Source organism: Streptomyces griseorubiginosus (genome assembly GCF_036345115.1).
In the GTDB taxonomy this organism is placed as follows: domain Bacteria; phylum Actinomycetota; class Actinomycetes; order Streptomycetales; family Streptomycetaceae; genus Streptomyces; species Streptomyces griseorubiginosus_C.
Genome location: NZ_CP107766.1, coordinates 3,247,634 through 3,261,960, shown reverse-complemented (window position 1 = coordinate 3,261,960; position 14,327 = coordinate 3,247,634). Strand labels below are relative to the sequence as shown.

Sequence of the window (14,327 nt, the reverse complement as noted above, 5' to 3'; positions counted from 1 at the left end):
GGCACGGGACCACTGCCGACGCTCTAGCGCTCGTACCGCTGAGGGTCCCCCTCCGAACTCCGTACGCACAGTGCCGTACGGGCGAGGAGGGCTGTCGGGTCGGAGCCGATCGGGCCACCGACCGGGCATCCTCATACGTGCGGCCTGTCGAGGTATGGCGCACTAGTGAAGTGCCGTCGTACCAGCAGGCGCATTACCACCATACCCCGGAATCGCGCACATGTGATGGCCGATTTGGTCACGTAGTCGTCGTCACACTGATTGACCAGCGACTTCCGAGGCGCGGCGGGCGGACTATTGTGCGCTTCATGACGACGCCTGACAACACCTCTGACGCACCAGCCGAACGCACCGGAGTGGCCGCCCAGGACTGGGCCAAGGCCGCCGCGGAACCGCAGTACCGGGCCGCGGTCGTCGATCTCCTCGGCGCGCTGGCGTACGGCGAGCTCGCGGCCTTCGAGCGGCTCGCGGAGGACGCCAAGCTGGCGCCGACCCTGGCGGACAAGGCGGAGCTCGCGAAGATGGCGTCGGCCGAGTTCCACCACTACGAGAAGCTGCGCGACCGGCTCACCGAGATCGGCGAGGAGCCGACCCTCGCCATGGAGCCGTTCGTCGCCGCGCTGGACGGCTTCCACCGGCAGACGGCGCCCTCGGACTGGCTGGAAGGGCTCGTCAAGGCGTACGTCGGCGACTCGATCGCCAGCGACTTCTACCGCGAGGTCGCGGCGCGCCTCGACACGGACACGCGCGAGCTGGTGCTGGCCGTGCTCGACGACACCGGGCACGCCGGTTTCGCCGTCGAGAAGGTGCGGGCGGCGATCGACGCGGAGCCCCGGGTGGGCGGCCGACTCGCCCTGTGGGCACGGCGGTTGATGGGCGAGGCGCTGTCGCAGTCGCAGCGCGTGGTCGCGGACCGGGACGCCCTGTCGACGATGCTCGTGGGCGGGGTCGCCGACGGTTTCGATCTCGCCGAGGTGGGCCGGATGTTCTCCCGGATCACCGAGGCGCACACCAAGCGGATGGCCGCGCTGGGGCTGGCCGCGTAGCGCTACGGGCTCGGGGGGCTGTGCTTGTCGGGCGGCCGCGACCGGTGGTGACCGGTCGCGCCCCCGCGGCGGAACCGCGCGTCGGCGCGGCCCCGCGCCCCCGGAATGTCGTCTACGCCGTCGCCGAGCGACGGAGTCTTCCCGACGGGCGCAGCAGGAGCGACAGCGACGCCACGGAGACGACCGCCGCGCCCAGGAGGATCAGCAGGACATTGCCCGGGTCCAGGGCGGTGTGGGTGACGAAGGCGCCGAAGAGGGCTCCCGCGGGGCCCGTCGCGAGGACCAGGGAGCGGGCGGGCAGGCGGTGCGAGAGGCGGTGGACCGCCACCCCCGCCAGCACCAGACCGAGCAGAGCGGAGCCGAGCGCTTCGAACAACATCATGGGGTCCCTCCCACACGGCCACACTGCGCGTCACGGTCGTAGCCCGTCATACCCGTGACCTGCGGAATGCAATCCTCCTCCGGGCGCGACTTGTGCTCCATATGCGGAGCGGGAATTCCGCGTACGACGCGCAAAGGGGCCCGGCGACTTCGAGTCGCCGGGCCCCTCCGCGTCTGCTTCTCCGTCTGCCTACAGCGCGCCGAAGCCCACCTTGCGCGGAGCCGGCTCACCGAGCTCGACGTACGCGAGACGGTCGGCCGGGACGAGGACCTTGCGGCCGTGCTCGTCCACCAGGCTCAGCAGCTGAGACTTGCCGGCCAGCGCCTCCGCCACCGCCCGCTCGACATCCTCGGCGCTCTGACCGCTCTCCAGAACGATCTCGCGGGGCGCGTGCTGCACGCCGATCTTGACCTCCACGGCTATGTCCCTCCGACGGTCAGTGAAGTGCGCGACCTTCCGCGCCGTACCCAGCACACATTAGCCCGGTGAGGGGACGTACACGCTCCGCGCGAGAACGCCAACAGCGAACACCGGACGGGAACAAACGACCCGCACGCGCGCGTGCGGGTCGGATGGTGTTCCCGGCGGTGCCGGTGGCGGCGTCCTCAGTGGTGGTCGGTGCCGTGCAGCGGGAAGCCGGCGATGCCCCGCCACGCCAGGGAGGTCAGCAGCTGGACCGCCTGGTCGCGCGGCACGCTGCGGTCGCTGTGCAGCCAGGAGCGCGCCACGACCTGGGCGAGGCCGCCGAGACCGGAGGCCAGCAGCATCGCCTCCGCGGGAGACAGGCCGGTGTCCTCGGCGATCACGTCGCGGATGGCTTCCGCGCACTCGTTGGTGACCTTGTCGACGCGCTCGCGGACCGCGGGCTCGTTGGTCAGGTCCGACTCGAAGACCAGCCGGAAGGCGCCGCCGTCGTCCTCGACGTACGCGAAGTACGCGTCCATGGTCGCCCGGACGCGCTGCTTGTTGTCGGTCGTCGACGCCAGCGCGCTGCGTACGGCCTGGATGAGGGACTCGCAGTGCTGGTCCAGCAGGGCCAGGTAGAGGTCGAGCTTGCCCGGGAAGTGCTGGTAGAGCACCGGCTTGCTGACGCCGGCCCGCTCGGCGATGTCGTCCATCGCGGCCGCGTGGTAGCCCTGTGCCACGAAGACTTCCTGCGCGGCGCCCAGCAGCTGGTTCCGTCGGGCACGGCGCGGCAGGCGCGTCCCTCGCGGGCGTGCCGCCTCTGTCTGCTCGATGGCTGTCACGCCGCCTCCCAATGTCGTCCACATGCGGTGTGCGCCGCGCCGCCATCGTACTTTTCGGTAACCGTGCTGTGCGCGGTGCGAACGCAGAATTTCACGGACCGGACGGTGACGAAAGCCGCGCAAAGGTTTCAAACAGGGATCTCACGGGCAGTGCCCGCCCCGTTCCTGCTCGGGAATGCCCTGATGAGTGCTTTGTCGTGGGCCCTTCGCCGGCGGACCGGTGTCGTGTCGACGTCACCGATAGTCGTCCTCGTCGATCGAGACGACCCTGGCCTGCTCGATGAGGTCGGCCTCGCTGGCCCGGTCGGGGTCCACGCCGGTCAGCGGGTCGTCGCGGTTCGGCGCGATGTCGGTGTGCTGCTCGGCCGCGTCGACCTCCGGGGCCTCGACGTCGAGCTCGACGACGTCGGTCTCCTCCTCGAACTCTTCCTCGAAGGCCTCGGGGTCGGTGGGGTCGTAGGCCATGGCGGGGGCTCCCTTCCTAGAACGTCCCTGATGCGCACAGGGGGCCACATGCGGGTGCCCTGGCTACGAGCCTAGGAGACACACGATCTGGACGCCATGCGGTGGGAGTGCGGTGTGTGTGCGATGTATGTGCCCCGGTGTGCCCCACTCTTGAGCCTTGTGCGGCGTGCTCTTGTGCCTCATGTGGCGCGTCGCACGTGTGTCTGTGACGGCGAACACGTGAACCACTGCGTGATCGTCTCGTAACATTGCCGCATGTCTTCGACCGAGGTGCCCTTCGTGCCGCCCGCCAACGTGCTTCCGAAGGTGTCACCCGTCAGGGTCGGTGAGGGCGAGCGGCTCCGGTCGGTGGGGCTCCAGGGGATCACCCTGACGGTGCGTTCCCGGCCGCCCGCGCGCGAGGGGCTGCCGCCCGCGTTGTACGTCCACGGCCTCGGCGGTTCCTCGCAGAACTGGTCGGCGTTGATGGAGCAGTTGGAGGGCGAGGTCGACGGCGAGGCCCTCGACCTGCCCGGCTTCGGGGACTCCCCGCCACCGGACGACGGCAACTACTCGGTCACCGCGCACGCACGCGCGGTGATCCGTTTTCTCGACGCCTCCGGCCGCGGACCCGTCCACCTCTTCGGGAACTCCCTCGGCGGCGCGGTGTCCACGCGCGTCGCCGCGGTGCGGCCGGACCTGGTCCGCACCCTCACCCTCGTGTCACCGGCCCTCCCGGAGATCCGAGTCCAGCGCTCGGCCGTGCCCACGGGACTGCTGGCGCTGCCCGGCGTGGCCCGGCTGTTCACCCGGTACAGCAGGGACTGGACGGCCGAGCAGCGCGTCCGCGGTGTCATGGCCCTCTGCTACGGCGACCCCGGCCGGGTCACTCCCGAGGGCTTCCAGCACGCCGTGGAGGAGATGGAGCGGCGGCTGCAGCTGCCGTACTTCTGGGACGCGATGACACGTTCCGCGCGCGGGATCGTCAACGCGTACACCCTGGGCGGCCAGCACGCGCTGTGGCGCCAGGCCGAGCGCGTCCTCGCCCCGACCCTGCTCGTCTACGGCGGCAAGGACCAGCTCGTCGGCTTCCGTATGGCCCAGAAGGCGGCCCGCGCCTTCCGCGACTCCCGGCTGCTGACGCTGCCGGAGGCGGGGCACGTGGCGATGATGGAGTACCCGGAGACGGTGGCGGGCGCGTTCCGCGACTTCGTCGCGGACAAGGAGGCGGCCTCCGCGGAGGCTTCCGGCTCCGTGGGGCGCGCTGAGGGGGGCACGGGTCCGGAGGGCTTGGGCGGGGGGAGCTCGGGTCCGAGGGGGTCGGGTGAGGGGAGCTCGGGCCGGAGGGGCTCGGGGCGCGAGGGCTCGGGTCGCGGGGGCGATGCCGGGGCGGCCTCCGGTGGCGGCGCCGATGCCACGACCGTGGGGAGCTGAGGCGGGGCGTGGGACGCCACAGTCGACGCGGGCCCGCTCCCAAGAAGGGGTCCGACAAAGGCAGTTCAGGTGCGGGCGGTTCGGGGCAGCCGGGGGGTGCCGGCGCCACGGGTGCCGCGGGTGTGGGCACGGAGGTGACCGGTCGGGGGCGGAACCTGACCCAGGCTTTCCCGGCGCAGGCGCAGGCGCAGGCGCAGGCGCCGTCTCAGCCGTCGTCGTCGCAGGGGGTGCCTGCGGCGGGCGGACGCGGAGTGACAGGGGCAGCCGGAGGGGCCGGATACCGGGTCCCGGCACAGGGCGGCCCGCGGCTCCCCGAAGGCACTCCCGCGCACGGCTTTCCCCGGCTTCCGGAGGGCGGCCCCGCTGGGGGGCTGCCTCGGCCGGCGGACGGCACGCCGGCGCATGGATTTCCGCGGCTGCCGGACGGTACGCCTGCGCACGGGTTCCCTCGTCTTCCTGACGGCACTCCCGCGCGGGGACTGCCTCGGCCGGCGGACGGCACACCGGCCCAGGGATTTCCGCGGCTGCCGGACGGCACGCCTGCGCACGGCTTCCCCCGGCTTCCGGACGGCACTCCCGCGCGGGGCTTTCCCCGGCTGCCTGACGGCACCCCCGCTCACGGGGTCCCCAGGGCGCGTGGTGGACATCCCGAGCAGCGGGAATCCGGGGGCGGCTGGGGGGAGTTGGGCGGCCGTGGTCCGGGCGGGCAGGCCGCCGCCGGGCCCGGGGACGCTTTTCCGCGGCAGCGGCAGCGGCAGCAGTCGGCGGGGTCGCGGTCGGGGCCCCGGCAGGAGTACCTCGACGCGTTCTCCGACGACGCCGATCTCTTCGACGCCGGTGCCCCGCGGGGTCCTCAGGGCCCTCGGGGCCCCCGCGGCCCTCAGGGGCTGCGTACGGCGCAGGGGCCCCGAGGCGCCGGGATGCCCGTCGCCGCGCACCCCTCCGACCCGTACGGCACCGATCCCCACGGCTCCGTCACCGACTGGCCGGACGACACCTTCGGCGGCACCGGCACTGAAACCGGCCCCGGCTCCGATGACGTACCGCCCCTCGACGCCCCGCCGGCGGCCAAGGGCGGCAAGGGCCGGGCGTTCACCGGCATCGCGGCCGCCGCCGTCGTCACCGTGCTCGCCGTCGTCGTGGCCGGACAGGTCACCGGCGAACGGGACACCACCGTCGGCACCCAGTCGGCGACCGACCAGGCGCGGGACGCCCGGGACCCGGTCACGGACGGACAGCCGACGCCGTCGGTCTCGCCCAGCGTCGCGACGCTGACGTACGACCAGAAGATGGCCACGAAGTACCCGCTCAGCCCCAAGCTCGACGGCTCGGGGAAGTTCGACGCGATCCCAGGGGTCGACAAGGCACCCGGCAAGGGCCAGAAGTACACCTACCGCGTCGACGTGGAGCAGGGGCTCGGGCTCGACGGCGCGCTCTTCGCCGAGGCCGTCCAGAAGACGCTCAACGACGACCGCAGCTGGGCCCACGACGGCGCCCGGACCTTCGAGCGCATCTACTCCGGCAAGCCCGACTTCGTCATCACGCTCGCGAGCCCCGGCACCACGGCCGACTGGTGCGCCAAGTCCGGCCTCGACACCACCGAGGACAACGTCTCGTGCGACTCGGCCGCCACCGAACGAGTGATGATCAATGCGTATCGATGGGCGCAGGGATCAACCACATACGGTGATCGGATTCATGCTTACCGTCAAATGTTGATCAACCATGAAGTCGGTCACCGTCTCGGCTACTCCCATGTCACCTGCGACAAGAACGGCGAGCTCGCCCCGGTGATGCAGCAGCAGACCAAGTTCCTCGACCACGACGGGATCCACTGCCGCGCCAACCCCTGGCCGTACCCCGGGAGTTGACGGATTGAGCACGCGTCACATTGACATGGGTTGATTCGGTCGTACATATTGCTGGGCATGTGGTCTAGTCATGCCGTCGAGAACAGCGCCGCCATTCAGCTGGCGCTCATCGGCGTGACCCCGCTCTGCGTGGCCGACATTCTCTGTCGCTGACGCCCGCCCCTCAGGCGCGCGTCGCGAATTCCGCATTTCCTCCCGTGACCTGGGTCACGGCTTTTCGACGACCTGACGCCGGGGCAGACGTCCGTCCACGTTCGTCCCACTCTTCGTCAATCCGTCTCGCAATTCGAGACTCATCATTCCGAGAGGTCGTCTCCGATGCGTCAACCGTCCCTCACAAAGCGCCGCGTGGCCGCGGTGTCCGTAAGCCTGGTTCTGGCAGCGGGCGCCGCCGCCTGCGGGCCTGAGGACAACGATGCCAAGAGCTCCGGTGGCGACTCCACGCCCCACAAGGGCGGGACCCTCACGGTCCTGAACTCCGAGGCCCAGTCGGACTTCGACCCGGCCCGCCTGTACACCTCAGGCGGCGGCAACGTGCCGTCCCTCGTCTTCCGCACGCTCACCACCCGCAACCGCGAGAGCGGCGCGGCCGGCGCCAAGGTCGTCCCGGACCTCGCCACCGACACCGGGCGCCCCAACAAGGACGCGACCGTGTGGACGTACACCCTGAAGAAGGGCCTCAAGTACGAGGACGGCACCGCGATCACCTCGGCCGACATCAAGTACGGCATCGAGCGGTCCTTCGCACCCGAGCTCTCGGGCGGCGCCCCCTACCTGCGGGACTGGCTGGTCGGCGCGGCCGGCTACCAGGGGCCGTACAAGGACAAGAAGGGCCTCTCGGCGATCGAGACGCCGGACGCCCGGACCATCGTCTTCCACCTGAACAAGCCCGAGGGCGAGTTCCCGTACCTCGCCACGCAGACGCAGTTCACGCCCGTGCCGAAGGCCAAGGACACCGGTACGAAGTACGAGGAGCACCCGGTCTCGTCCGGTCCCTACAAGGTCGTCAAGAACGAGAACGACGGCCAGACGCTCCTCCTGGAGCGCAACACGTACTGGTCCGCCGCGACGGACGCCGAGCGCAAGGCCTACCCGGACAGGATCGACGTCAAGTCCGGACTCGACTCCTCGGTGATCAACCAGCGGCTGTCGGCGTCCCAGGGCGCGGACTCGACCGCGGTCACCACCGACACCAACCTCGGCCCGGCCGAACTCGCCAAGATCGCCGGCGACAAGGAGCTCGCGGCCCGCGTCGGCACGGGCCACTTCGGCTACACGAACTACATAGCGTTCAACCCGAAGGTCAAGCCGTTCAACGACATCAAGGTGCGGCAGGCGATCTCGTACGCCGTCGACCGGTCCTCCGTGGTGAACGCGGCGGGCGGCTCCGCGCTGGCCGAGGCCGCCACGACCTTCCTGCCCGACCAGAAGTCCTTCGGCTACGAGCCCTACGACCTCTTCCCGGCGGGCGCCACCGGCAACGCGGCCAAGGCCAAGGAGCTGCTCAAGGAAGCCGGTTACCCGAACGGGCTCACCGTCACGCTGACCCACTCCAACGCCCAGGACTTCGAGACGAGCCCCGAGATCGCGACCGCGCTCCAGGACGCGCTCAAGAAGGCCGGCATCACGGTCAAGCTGCAGGGGCTGGAGGACAACAACTACCGGGACAAGATCCACAGTGTGAAGACCGAGCCCGGCTTCTTCCTCGCCCACTGGGGTGCCGACTGGCCCTCCGGCGGTCCCTTCCTGGCCCCGATCTTCGACGGCCGGCAGATCGTCAAGGACGGCGCCAACTTCAACTCGGGCCTGCTCAATGACAAGTCGGTCAACGCCGAGATCGACGCGATCAACAAGTTGACCGATCTTGACGCCGCCGCCAAGCGGTGGGGTGCACTGGACAAGAGGATCGGCGAGCAGGCGCTGACCGTGCCGCTGTTCCACCCGGTCTACAAGCGGCTGGTCGGCAAGGACATCAGGAACGTCGTGATCAGCGACTGGACCGGCGTCCTGGACATCTCGCAGGTCGCGGTCAAGTAACCCGATGAGCGAGGCACTCGTCGCCACCGAGATCCCCGAGGCAGCCGCCCCGGGGGTCTCGGGGGCGCGTCAGTTCTGGCGGCGGCTGCGGGCGCAGCGCGCCGCCATGGCCGCGGCGGCCGTCGTCGCGCTGCTCGTCCTGGTCGCGCTCGCCGCGCCCCTGCTCACCGCGCTGGAGGGCCAGGACCCGACCACCTACCACCCCTCCCTGATCGACTCCGCGCGCGGCGGTGTGCCGATCGGGTCCTTCGGGGGCGCCGGCGGGGACCACTGGCTCGGCGTCGAACCACAGACCGGACGCGACCTGTTCGCCCGTCTGGTGTACGGCGCCCGGGTCTCCCTGGGCGTCGCGCTGGGCGCCACCGCCGTCCAGGTCCTCCTCGGTGTCGTCGTGGGCGTCGCCGCCGCGCTCGGCAATCGATGGGTTGATCAACTGTTGAGCCGGATCACCGACATCATCGTGGCGATGCCGTTGATGATCATGGCGTTGGCCCTGCTCGCGATCGTGCCCGAGAACTTCCCGAGGCCGATCCTGGTCGCGCTCATCATCGGCTTCGTCGCCTGGGGCACCATCGGCAAGATCGCGCGCGCCCAGACCCTCACCCTCAAGGAACTCGACTACGTGGCCGCCGCGCGGCTCAGCGGCTGGGGCACCTGGCGGATCGCCCACCGGGAACTGCTGCCCGGTCTCGCCGCGCCCGTCATCACCTACGCCGCGCTGATGGTCCCGGCGAACATCAGCATCGAGGCGGCCCTGTCCTTCCTCGGCGTCGGCGTGAAGCCGCCCACACCGTCCTGGGGGCAGATGCTCTCCTCGGCCAACGTCTGGTACCAGGCGGCCCCGCAGTACCTCCTGCTGCCCGCGGCCGCGCTCTTCGTGACCGTGCTCGCCCTCACCGTCCTCGGGGACGGCGTCCGCACCGCCCTCGACCCGCGCGCGGCCTCCCGGCTGCGCATCGGGACGGGCCGGCGGCAGGAGGCCAAGGCGGGCGAGTCCACAGCGGGCGGGCCGAAGGCCGGCGAGCCCCAGGTGAGCAGGGCGGACGAGTCCAAGGTGAACAAGGAGGCCACCTCATGAGCGGCTTCGCGGGATTCGCCGTACGCCGGACCGTGAGCGCCGTCCTCACCCTGCTCGCCCTCTCGGTCATCATCTACGTCGTCTTCTACGCCACCCCCGGCAACGTCGCCCAGATCACCTGCGGCCCGCGCTGCTCACCGGAACAGGTCCACCAGGTCGCCCAGCAACTCCGGCTCGACGACCCGCTGTACCTGCGCTACTGGCACTTCCTCCAGGGCATCGTCGTGGGCCACGACTACTCGACGGGCACCTCGGTGGAGCACTGCTCGGCGCCCTGCCTCGGGCTGTCGTACCAGAGCGACCAGCAGGTCACCCAGATCATCCTGAACAAGCTGCCCGTCAGCCTGTCCCTGGTCATCGGCGGCATGGTGCTGTGGCTGCTGCTGGGCGTCGGCACCGGTGTGCTCTCCGCCTGGCGGCGCGGCCGGTTCACCGAGCGCGCGCTGACCGGCATCACCCTCGCCGGCGTCGCCACGCCCGTGTTCGTCATCGGCCTGGTCCTGATGATCGTGGTCTGCGGCCAGCTGGAACTGCTGCCCTTCCCGGAGTACGTCGCCTTCTCCGACGACCCCGAGCAGTGGGCCTGGGGCCTGCTGCTGCCCTGGGTCACGCTCGCCCTCGGCGAGGCGGCCTACTTCGCCCGGCTGACCCGGGCGTCGATGCTGGAGACGCTCGCCGAGGACCACATCCGCACCTTCCGTGCCTACGGCGTCGGCGAGCGCTCGATCGTCGGCCGGCACGCCCTGCGCGGCGCCCTGGCGCCGATCATCGCCCTGAACGCCAACGACTTCGGCAGTGCGGTGGGCGGTGCCGTCCTCATCGAGTCACTGTTCGGACTGCCCGGCATCGGCCAGGAGCTGGTCCACGCCGTCACCGTCGTCGACCTCCCGGTCGTCGTCGGCATGGTCCTGGTCATCGGCTTCTTCGTGGTGCTCGCCAACGCCGTCGCGGACGTCCTGTACGCGGTGGCCGACCGACGGGTGGTGCTCGCATGAGTCTCGTCCAAGTAACGGACCTGACGGTCGAGTTCGGCGACCTGCGCGCCGTCGACGGGCTCACCTTCACCCTGGAGCAGGGCGCGGCCCTCGCCCTGGTCGGCGAGTCCGGCTCCGGCAAGTCCACTGTCGCCTCGGCCCTGCTCGGACTGCACCGCGGCACGGGCGCGCGCGTGCGCGGCTCGGTCGAGGTCGCCGGGGTGGACGTACAAGAGGCGTCGGACGACGAACTGCGGCGGCTGCGGGGCGCGAAGGCCGCCATGGTCTTCCAGGACCCCCTGTCGTCCCTCGACCCGTACTACGCGATCGGCGACCAGATCGCCGAGGTGTACCGCGTGCACACGCGTGTGTCGCGTCGAACGGCACGCGCGCGTGCGGTGGAGGTGCTGGACCGGGTCGGGATTCCGGACGCCGTACGGCGGTCCCGGTCCCGTCCGCACGAGTTCAGCGGCGGTATGCGCCAGCGCGCCCTCATCGCGATGGCGCTTGCCTGCGAGCCCGGCCTGCTGATCGCCGACGAGCCGACCACCGCGCTCGACGTGACCGTCCAGGCCCAGATCCTGGACCTGCTGCACACCCTGCGCCAGGAGACCGGCATGGGCCTGCTGCTCGTCACCCATGACGTCGGGGTCGCCGCCGAGAGCGTCGACGACGTGCTCGTCATGCGGCACGGTCGGGCGGTCGAGCACGGGCCGGTCGACGCGGTGCTGGGGGCGCCCGCGGAGGCCTACACCCGCGACCTGCTCGCCGCGGTCCCGCGCGTGGACGCGCCCCGGGCGCCTTCCGGGGCGGCCGGCGACGTGGTCCTCGAGGCGAAGGGCCTGCGAAGGGAGTTCGGGCGCGGCAAGAAGGCCTTCGCGGCCGTGGACGACGTCTCCCTGACGGTCCACCGGGGCGAGACCCTCGGTGTCGTCGGCGAGAGCGGCAGCGGCAAGACCACGCTCGGGCGGATGCTGGTCGGACTGCTGGAGCCGACGGCGGGCGAGGTCCGCCACGACGGCCACACGCGTGCGGGCGTGGACTCCGCCGTGCAGATGGTGTTCCAGGACCCCGTCTCCTCCCTCAACCCCCGCCGCAGTGTGGGCGAGTCGATCGCCGACCCGCTCCGGGCCCGGGGTGAGAGGGACGAGCGGCGGATCAGGGGGCGCGTGACGGAACTCCTGGAGCGCGTGGGGCTCGAAGGGGCGCACTACGACCGCTACCCGCACGAGTTCAGCGGCGGTCAGCGCCAGCGCGTGGGTATCGCGCGGGCGCTCGCGGCCGACCCGCGCGTCATCGTCTGCGACGAGCCCGTCTCCGCGCTCGACGTCACCACCCAGGCCCAGGTGGTGACCCTGCTCGGCGAACTGCAACGGGAACTAGGACTCGCGCTGGTCTTCGTCGCGCACGACCTCGCCATCGTCCGCCAGGTCAGCGACCGGGTCGCCGTGATGCGGCGCGGCCGGATCGTCGAACAGGGCCCCGCCGACGAGGTCTACGACAGCCCGCGGGACCCGTACACCAGGCAGCTCCTGGCCGCCGTACCGGCGCTCGATCCGCGGATCGCGGCCCGGCGGCGGGCGGAGCGCCGGGCAGTGGCCGTGAGCTGACGTTCCGTGTCCACATGATCTCTTAGCGCGACCGAACGCGACCCGCACGGGAAAGTTACGAGCGTTCACCCCTTTTGGTGGCGCGATGGACAACCGTCCGTCGCGCCACCGCCTTGTCCGCATACGTTCGTCCCGCTGCGAGCCGCCGGGCCAACGGCGGCTCCTCATACGGGAGATCGGGGGTGCACTCGTGCGCATCGGACTGCTTACGGAGGGTGGCTATCCGTATGTGAGCGGTGACGCCAGGCTCTGGTGCGACCGGCTCGTGCGCGGGCTCGAGCAGCACGAGTTCGACATCTACGCGCTCAGCCGCAGTGAGCACCAGGAGGACGAGGGCTGGGTCCCCCTGCCGCCGCAGGTCGACAGGGTGATCACCGCCCCGCTGTGGGCCGCCGAGGACGACGGGGTGGTGTACGGGCGGCGCGCGCGCCGTCGGTTCGCCGAGTCCTACGGGGAGTTGGCGGCGGCGCTGTGCGAGGGGGGCGTCGCGGAAGGTGCCGGGCGGGCCCAGGGAGGCTCCGAGGAGGCGCCCGGCGTTGAGGCGGACCGTTTCGCCAGCGCCCTGTACGGGCTCGCCGAACTCGCCCGTGACGAGGGCGGGCTGGTGGGAGCGCTCCGCTCCGAGACCGCCGTACGAGCCCTGGAGCGCGCCTGTCGTGCGCCCGGTGCCCGGCAGACGGCTCGCGAGGCGCGCGTACCGGATCTGCTCACCGTGGCCGCACACCTGGAACGCGCCCTGCGCCCCCTCTCGCTCGACTGGTACGAGGACGACGGCCTCGGCGCGGTCGACCTCTGCCACGCGGCCGCCGGCGGCGCGGCCGCCCTGCCCGGGCTCCTCGCGCACCACTTCTGCGGCGTACCGCTGCTGGTGACCGAGTACGGCGTGCGGCTGCGGACGCACTACCTGGCCGACACCGAGTCCTCGCCCGCCGTACGCGCCCTGCTCGCCTCCTTCCACGGCCGGCTCGCCACCGAGACCTACCGGCGGGCCGCGGTCGTCACCCCCGGCAACACCCACGCCCGCCGCTGGCAGGAACGCTGCGGCGCCGACCGGGAGAAGCTGCGCACGGTTTACCCCGGCATGGACGCCGGCCACTTCGCGGAGGTCGGCGAGTCGGCGGAGTGCGTGGACCCGGACACGCTGGTGTGGGTCGGGCGGGTCGAACCCGCCAAGGACCTGATCTCGCTGCTCCACGCCTTCGCGGAGATCCGCAAGGAGGAGCCCAAGACGCGCCTGCGGATCGTCGGCGCGCCCACCGGCGCCGAGGGCGAGGCCTATCTGGGGCACTGCAAGGCCCTGGCCGCACAGCTCTTCCCCGACGAGGCGGAAGGGCTGCACGCCGTCGGCGACAACCCGGTCTCCTTCGAGGAGATCGGCGGGCCGGAGGTGCCCACCCTGGCCGACGCGTACGCCTCGGGCGCGGTCACCGTGCTGTCCAGCGTCGTCGAGGGCTTTCCGATCAGCCTGGTCGAGGCCATGTTCTGCGCCAGGGCGACCGTGTCCACCGACGTCGGTGCGGTGGTGGAGGTCATCGGGGGGACGGGGCTCGTCGTCCCGCCGCGCAACCCCAAGGCGCTCGCGGAGGCGTGCGTGACCTTGCTGCGCGACCCCGAGCGCCGTGAGCGCCTGGGAGCCGCCGCGCGCGCCCGCGCACTCGAACTGTTCACCGTGGAACAGAACATCACGGCATTTCACGGCATTTACCTGGAGATCGTCTCGAGCACCCCGGTCCGCCGGGTCGTCCTGGACGGCACCGGCGAGCCCCTGCCGTTCGCCGCCCCCGCCGAGGCCCACGTCCCGGGCCGCTGGACCGAGCGCAGCACCCGAGTCGCGGCCCGCGGCGGCCCCGGCTGGGTGGCGGGGCCTCCGGTCCGCGCGACACCTCCCTTCGCCGCGACGGAAGGAGCGCCGGGATGAGCGACCTGGAACTCGACCACCCGGGCACCCCTGGCATCCCTGGCAGCACCGGGTCTCGGGACACGGAGTCGGGGGAGCGGCCGGCGGGGGAGACGGGCGCGGTTGACGTGCGGGGGCCCGCTGGAGGCGCTGTCGATGCTGACGGCGGCCGGGGGGAGGCGTCTGAGCCCGGAGCCGGGGGTGACTCCGGGTGGCCGGTGACGGGCGGTACCGACGGGCTCGGGGAGACGGAGGCGGGCGCCTCCGGTGCGCTGGGCGAGCGCGGGAGGGGTGGTGCCGACGGCGG

Annotated in this window: 13 protein-coding genes; 9 read left to right on the top strand and 4 right to left on the bottom strand. The window is 71.6% G+C overall.

Going from position 1 to position 14,327, the window contains the following annotated elements:
• Positions 1 to 308: 308 nt before the first annotated feature.
• On the top strand, positions 309 to 1,046 hold the full coding sequence (locus OHN19_RS14510; RefSeq protein ID WP_330264587.1) for a ferritin-like fold-containing protein: 738 nt from the start codon (positions 309 to 311) through the stop codon (positions 1,044 to 1,046).
• Positions 1,047 to 1,158: 112 nt separating this feature from the next.
• Here OHN19_RS14510 and OHN19_RS14505 read toward each other — a convergent pair whose 3' ends face one another.
• From OHN19_RS14505 to OHN19_RS14490, 4 genes are all read right to left on the bottom strand, one after another.
• Positions 1,159 to 1,425 (bottom strand): hypothetical protein, encoded by a 267-nt coding sequence (locus OHN19_RS14505; RefSeq protein ID WP_330269613.1) that lies wholly within the window; start codon positions 1,423 to 1,425, stop codon positions 1,159 to 1,161.
• A 192-nt stretch (positions 1,426 to 1,617) separates the two neighbouring features.
• Positions 1,618 to 1,845 (bottom strand): DUF3107 domain-containing protein, encoded by a 228-nt coding sequence (locus OHN19_RS14500; RefSeq protein WP_123762915.1) that lies wholly within the window; start codon positions 1,843 to 1,845, stop codon positions 1,618 to 1,620.
• 188 nt (positions 1,846 to 2,033) lie between these two features.
• Complete coding sequence (locus OHN19_RS14495) at positions 2,034 to 2,675, bottom strand: TetR/AcrR family transcriptional regulator (protein WP_028809475.1); 642 nt, start codon at positions 2,673 to 2,675, stop codon at positions 2,034 to 2,036.
• Between the two features lie 234 nt (positions 2,676 to 2,909).
• On the bottom strand, positions 2,910 to 3,140 hold the full coding sequence (locus OHN19_RS14490) for a hypothetical protein (protein WP_330264586.1): 231 nt from the start codon (positions 3,138 to 3,140) through the stop codon (positions 2,910 to 2,912).
• Between the two features lie 255 nt (positions 3,141 to 3,395).
• Here OHN19_RS14490 and OHN19_RS14485 point away from each other — a divergent pair, with 255 nt between their 5' ends.
• The 8 genes from OHN19_RS14485 to OHN19_RS14450 all read left to right on the top strand — a co-directional run bounded on the left by OHN19_RS14485 (position 3,396) and on the right by OHN19_RS14450 (position 14,041).
• Positions 3,396 to 4,553: an alpha/beta hydrolase gene (locus OHN19_RS14485; RefSeq protein WP_330264585.1), complete on the top strand. Its 1,158-nt coding sequence runs from the start codon at positions 3,396 to 3,398 to the stop codon at positions 4,551 to 4,553.
• Between the two features lie 920 nt (positions 4,554 to 5,473).
• Positions 5,474 to 6,424: a DUF3152 domain-containing protein gene (locus OHN19_RS14480; RefSeq protein WP_419249521.1), complete on the top strand. Its 951-nt coding sequence runs from the start codon at positions 5,474 to 5,476 to the stop codon at positions 6,422 to 6,424.
• 57 nt (positions 6,425 to 6,481) lie between these two features.
• Positions 6,482 to 6,577 (top strand): Ms4533A family Cys-rich leader peptide, encoded by a 96-nt coding sequence (locus OHN19_RS14475; RefSeq protein WP_330264584.1) that lies wholly within the window; start codon positions 6,482 to 6,484, stop codon positions 6,575 to 6,577.
• A gap of 165 nt (positions 6,578 to 6,742) precedes the next feature.
• Positions 6,743 to 8,461: an ABC transporter substrate-binding protein gene (locus OHN19_RS14470; protein WP_330264583.1), complete on the top strand. Its 1,719-nt coding sequence runs from the start codon at positions 6,743 to 6,745 to the stop codon at positions 8,459 to 8,461.
• A gap of 4 nt (positions 8,462 to 8,465) precedes the next feature.
• Positions 8,466 to 9,539: an ABC transporter permease gene (locus OHN19_RS14465; RefSeq protein WP_330264582.1), complete on the top strand. Its 1,074-nt coding sequence runs from the start codon at positions 8,466 to 8,468 to the stop codon at positions 9,537 to 9,539.
• Entirely contained in the window at positions 9,536 to 10,534 is a 999-nt protein-coding gene (locus OHN19_RS14460; protein WP_330264581.1) for an ABC transporter permease, read from the top strand. The genes OHN19_RS14465 and OHN19_RS14460 overlap by 4 nt, the downstream gene beginning before the upstream one ends.
• Positions 10,531 to 12,123: an ABC transporter ATP-binding protein gene (locus tag OHN19_RS14455; protein WP_330264580.1), complete on the top strand. Its 1,593-nt coding sequence runs from the start codon at positions 10,531 to 10,533 to the stop codon at positions 12,121 to 12,123. Before OHN19_RS14460 ends, OHN19_RS14455 begins: the two co-directional genes overlap by 4 nt.
• 190 nt (positions 12,124 to 12,313) lie before the next feature.
• A complete protein-coding gene (locus OHN19_RS14450) occupies positions 12,314 to 14,041 on the top strand; it encodes a DUF3492 domain-containing protein (protein ID WP_330264579.1) in 1,728 nt (575 codons plus the stop codon).
• Positions 14,042 to 14,327 lie beyond the last annotated feature (286 nt).

What these genes read in the sequence shown, in the direction of transcription:
- OHN19_RS14510 (WP_330264587.1), top strand. Translation starts at nt 309, where the DNA reads ATGACGACGCCTGACAACACCTCTGACGCACCAGCCGAACGCACCGGA.
- OHN19_RS14505 (WP_330269613.1), bottom strand. Translation starts at nt 1,425, where the DNA reads ATGTTGTTCGAAGCGCTCGGCTCCGCTCTGCTCGGTCTGGTGCTGGCG.
- OHN19_RS14490 (WP_330264586.1), bottom strand. Translation starts at nt 3,140, where the DNA reads ATGGCCTACGACCCCACCGACCCCGAGGCCTTCGAGGAAGAGTTCGAG.
- OHN19_RS14485 (WP_330264585.1), top strand. Translation starts at nt 3,396, where the DNA reads ATGTCTTCGACCGAGGTGCCCTTCGTGCCGCCCGCCAACGTGCTTCCG.
- OHN19_RS14480 (WP_419249521.1), top strand. Translation starts at nt 5,474, where the DNA reads ATGCCCGTCGCCGCGCACCCCTCCGACCCGTACGGCACCGATCCCCAC.
- OHN19_RS14475 (WP_330264584.1), top strand. Translation starts at nt 6,482, where the DNA reads ATGTGGTCTAGTCATGCCGTCGAGAACAGCGCCGCCATTCAGCTGGCG.
- OHN19_RS14470 (WP_330264583.1), top strand. Translation starts at nt 6,743, where the DNA reads ATGCGTCAACCGTCCCTCACAAAGCGCCGCGTGGCCGCGGTGTCCGTA.
- OHN19_RS14465 (WP_330264582.1), top strand. Translation starts at nt 8,466, where the DNA reads ATGAGCGAGGCACTCGTCGCCACCGAGATCCCCGAGGCAGCCGCCCCG.
- OHN19_RS14460 (WP_330264581.1), top strand. Translation starts at nt 9,536, where the DNA reads ATGAGCGGCTTCGCGGGATTCGCCGTACGCCGGACCGTGAGCGCCGTC.
- OHN19_RS14455 (WP_330264580.1), top strand. Translation starts at nt 10,531, where the DNA reads ATGAGTCTCGTCCAAGTAACGGACCTGACGGTCGAGTTCGGCGACCTG.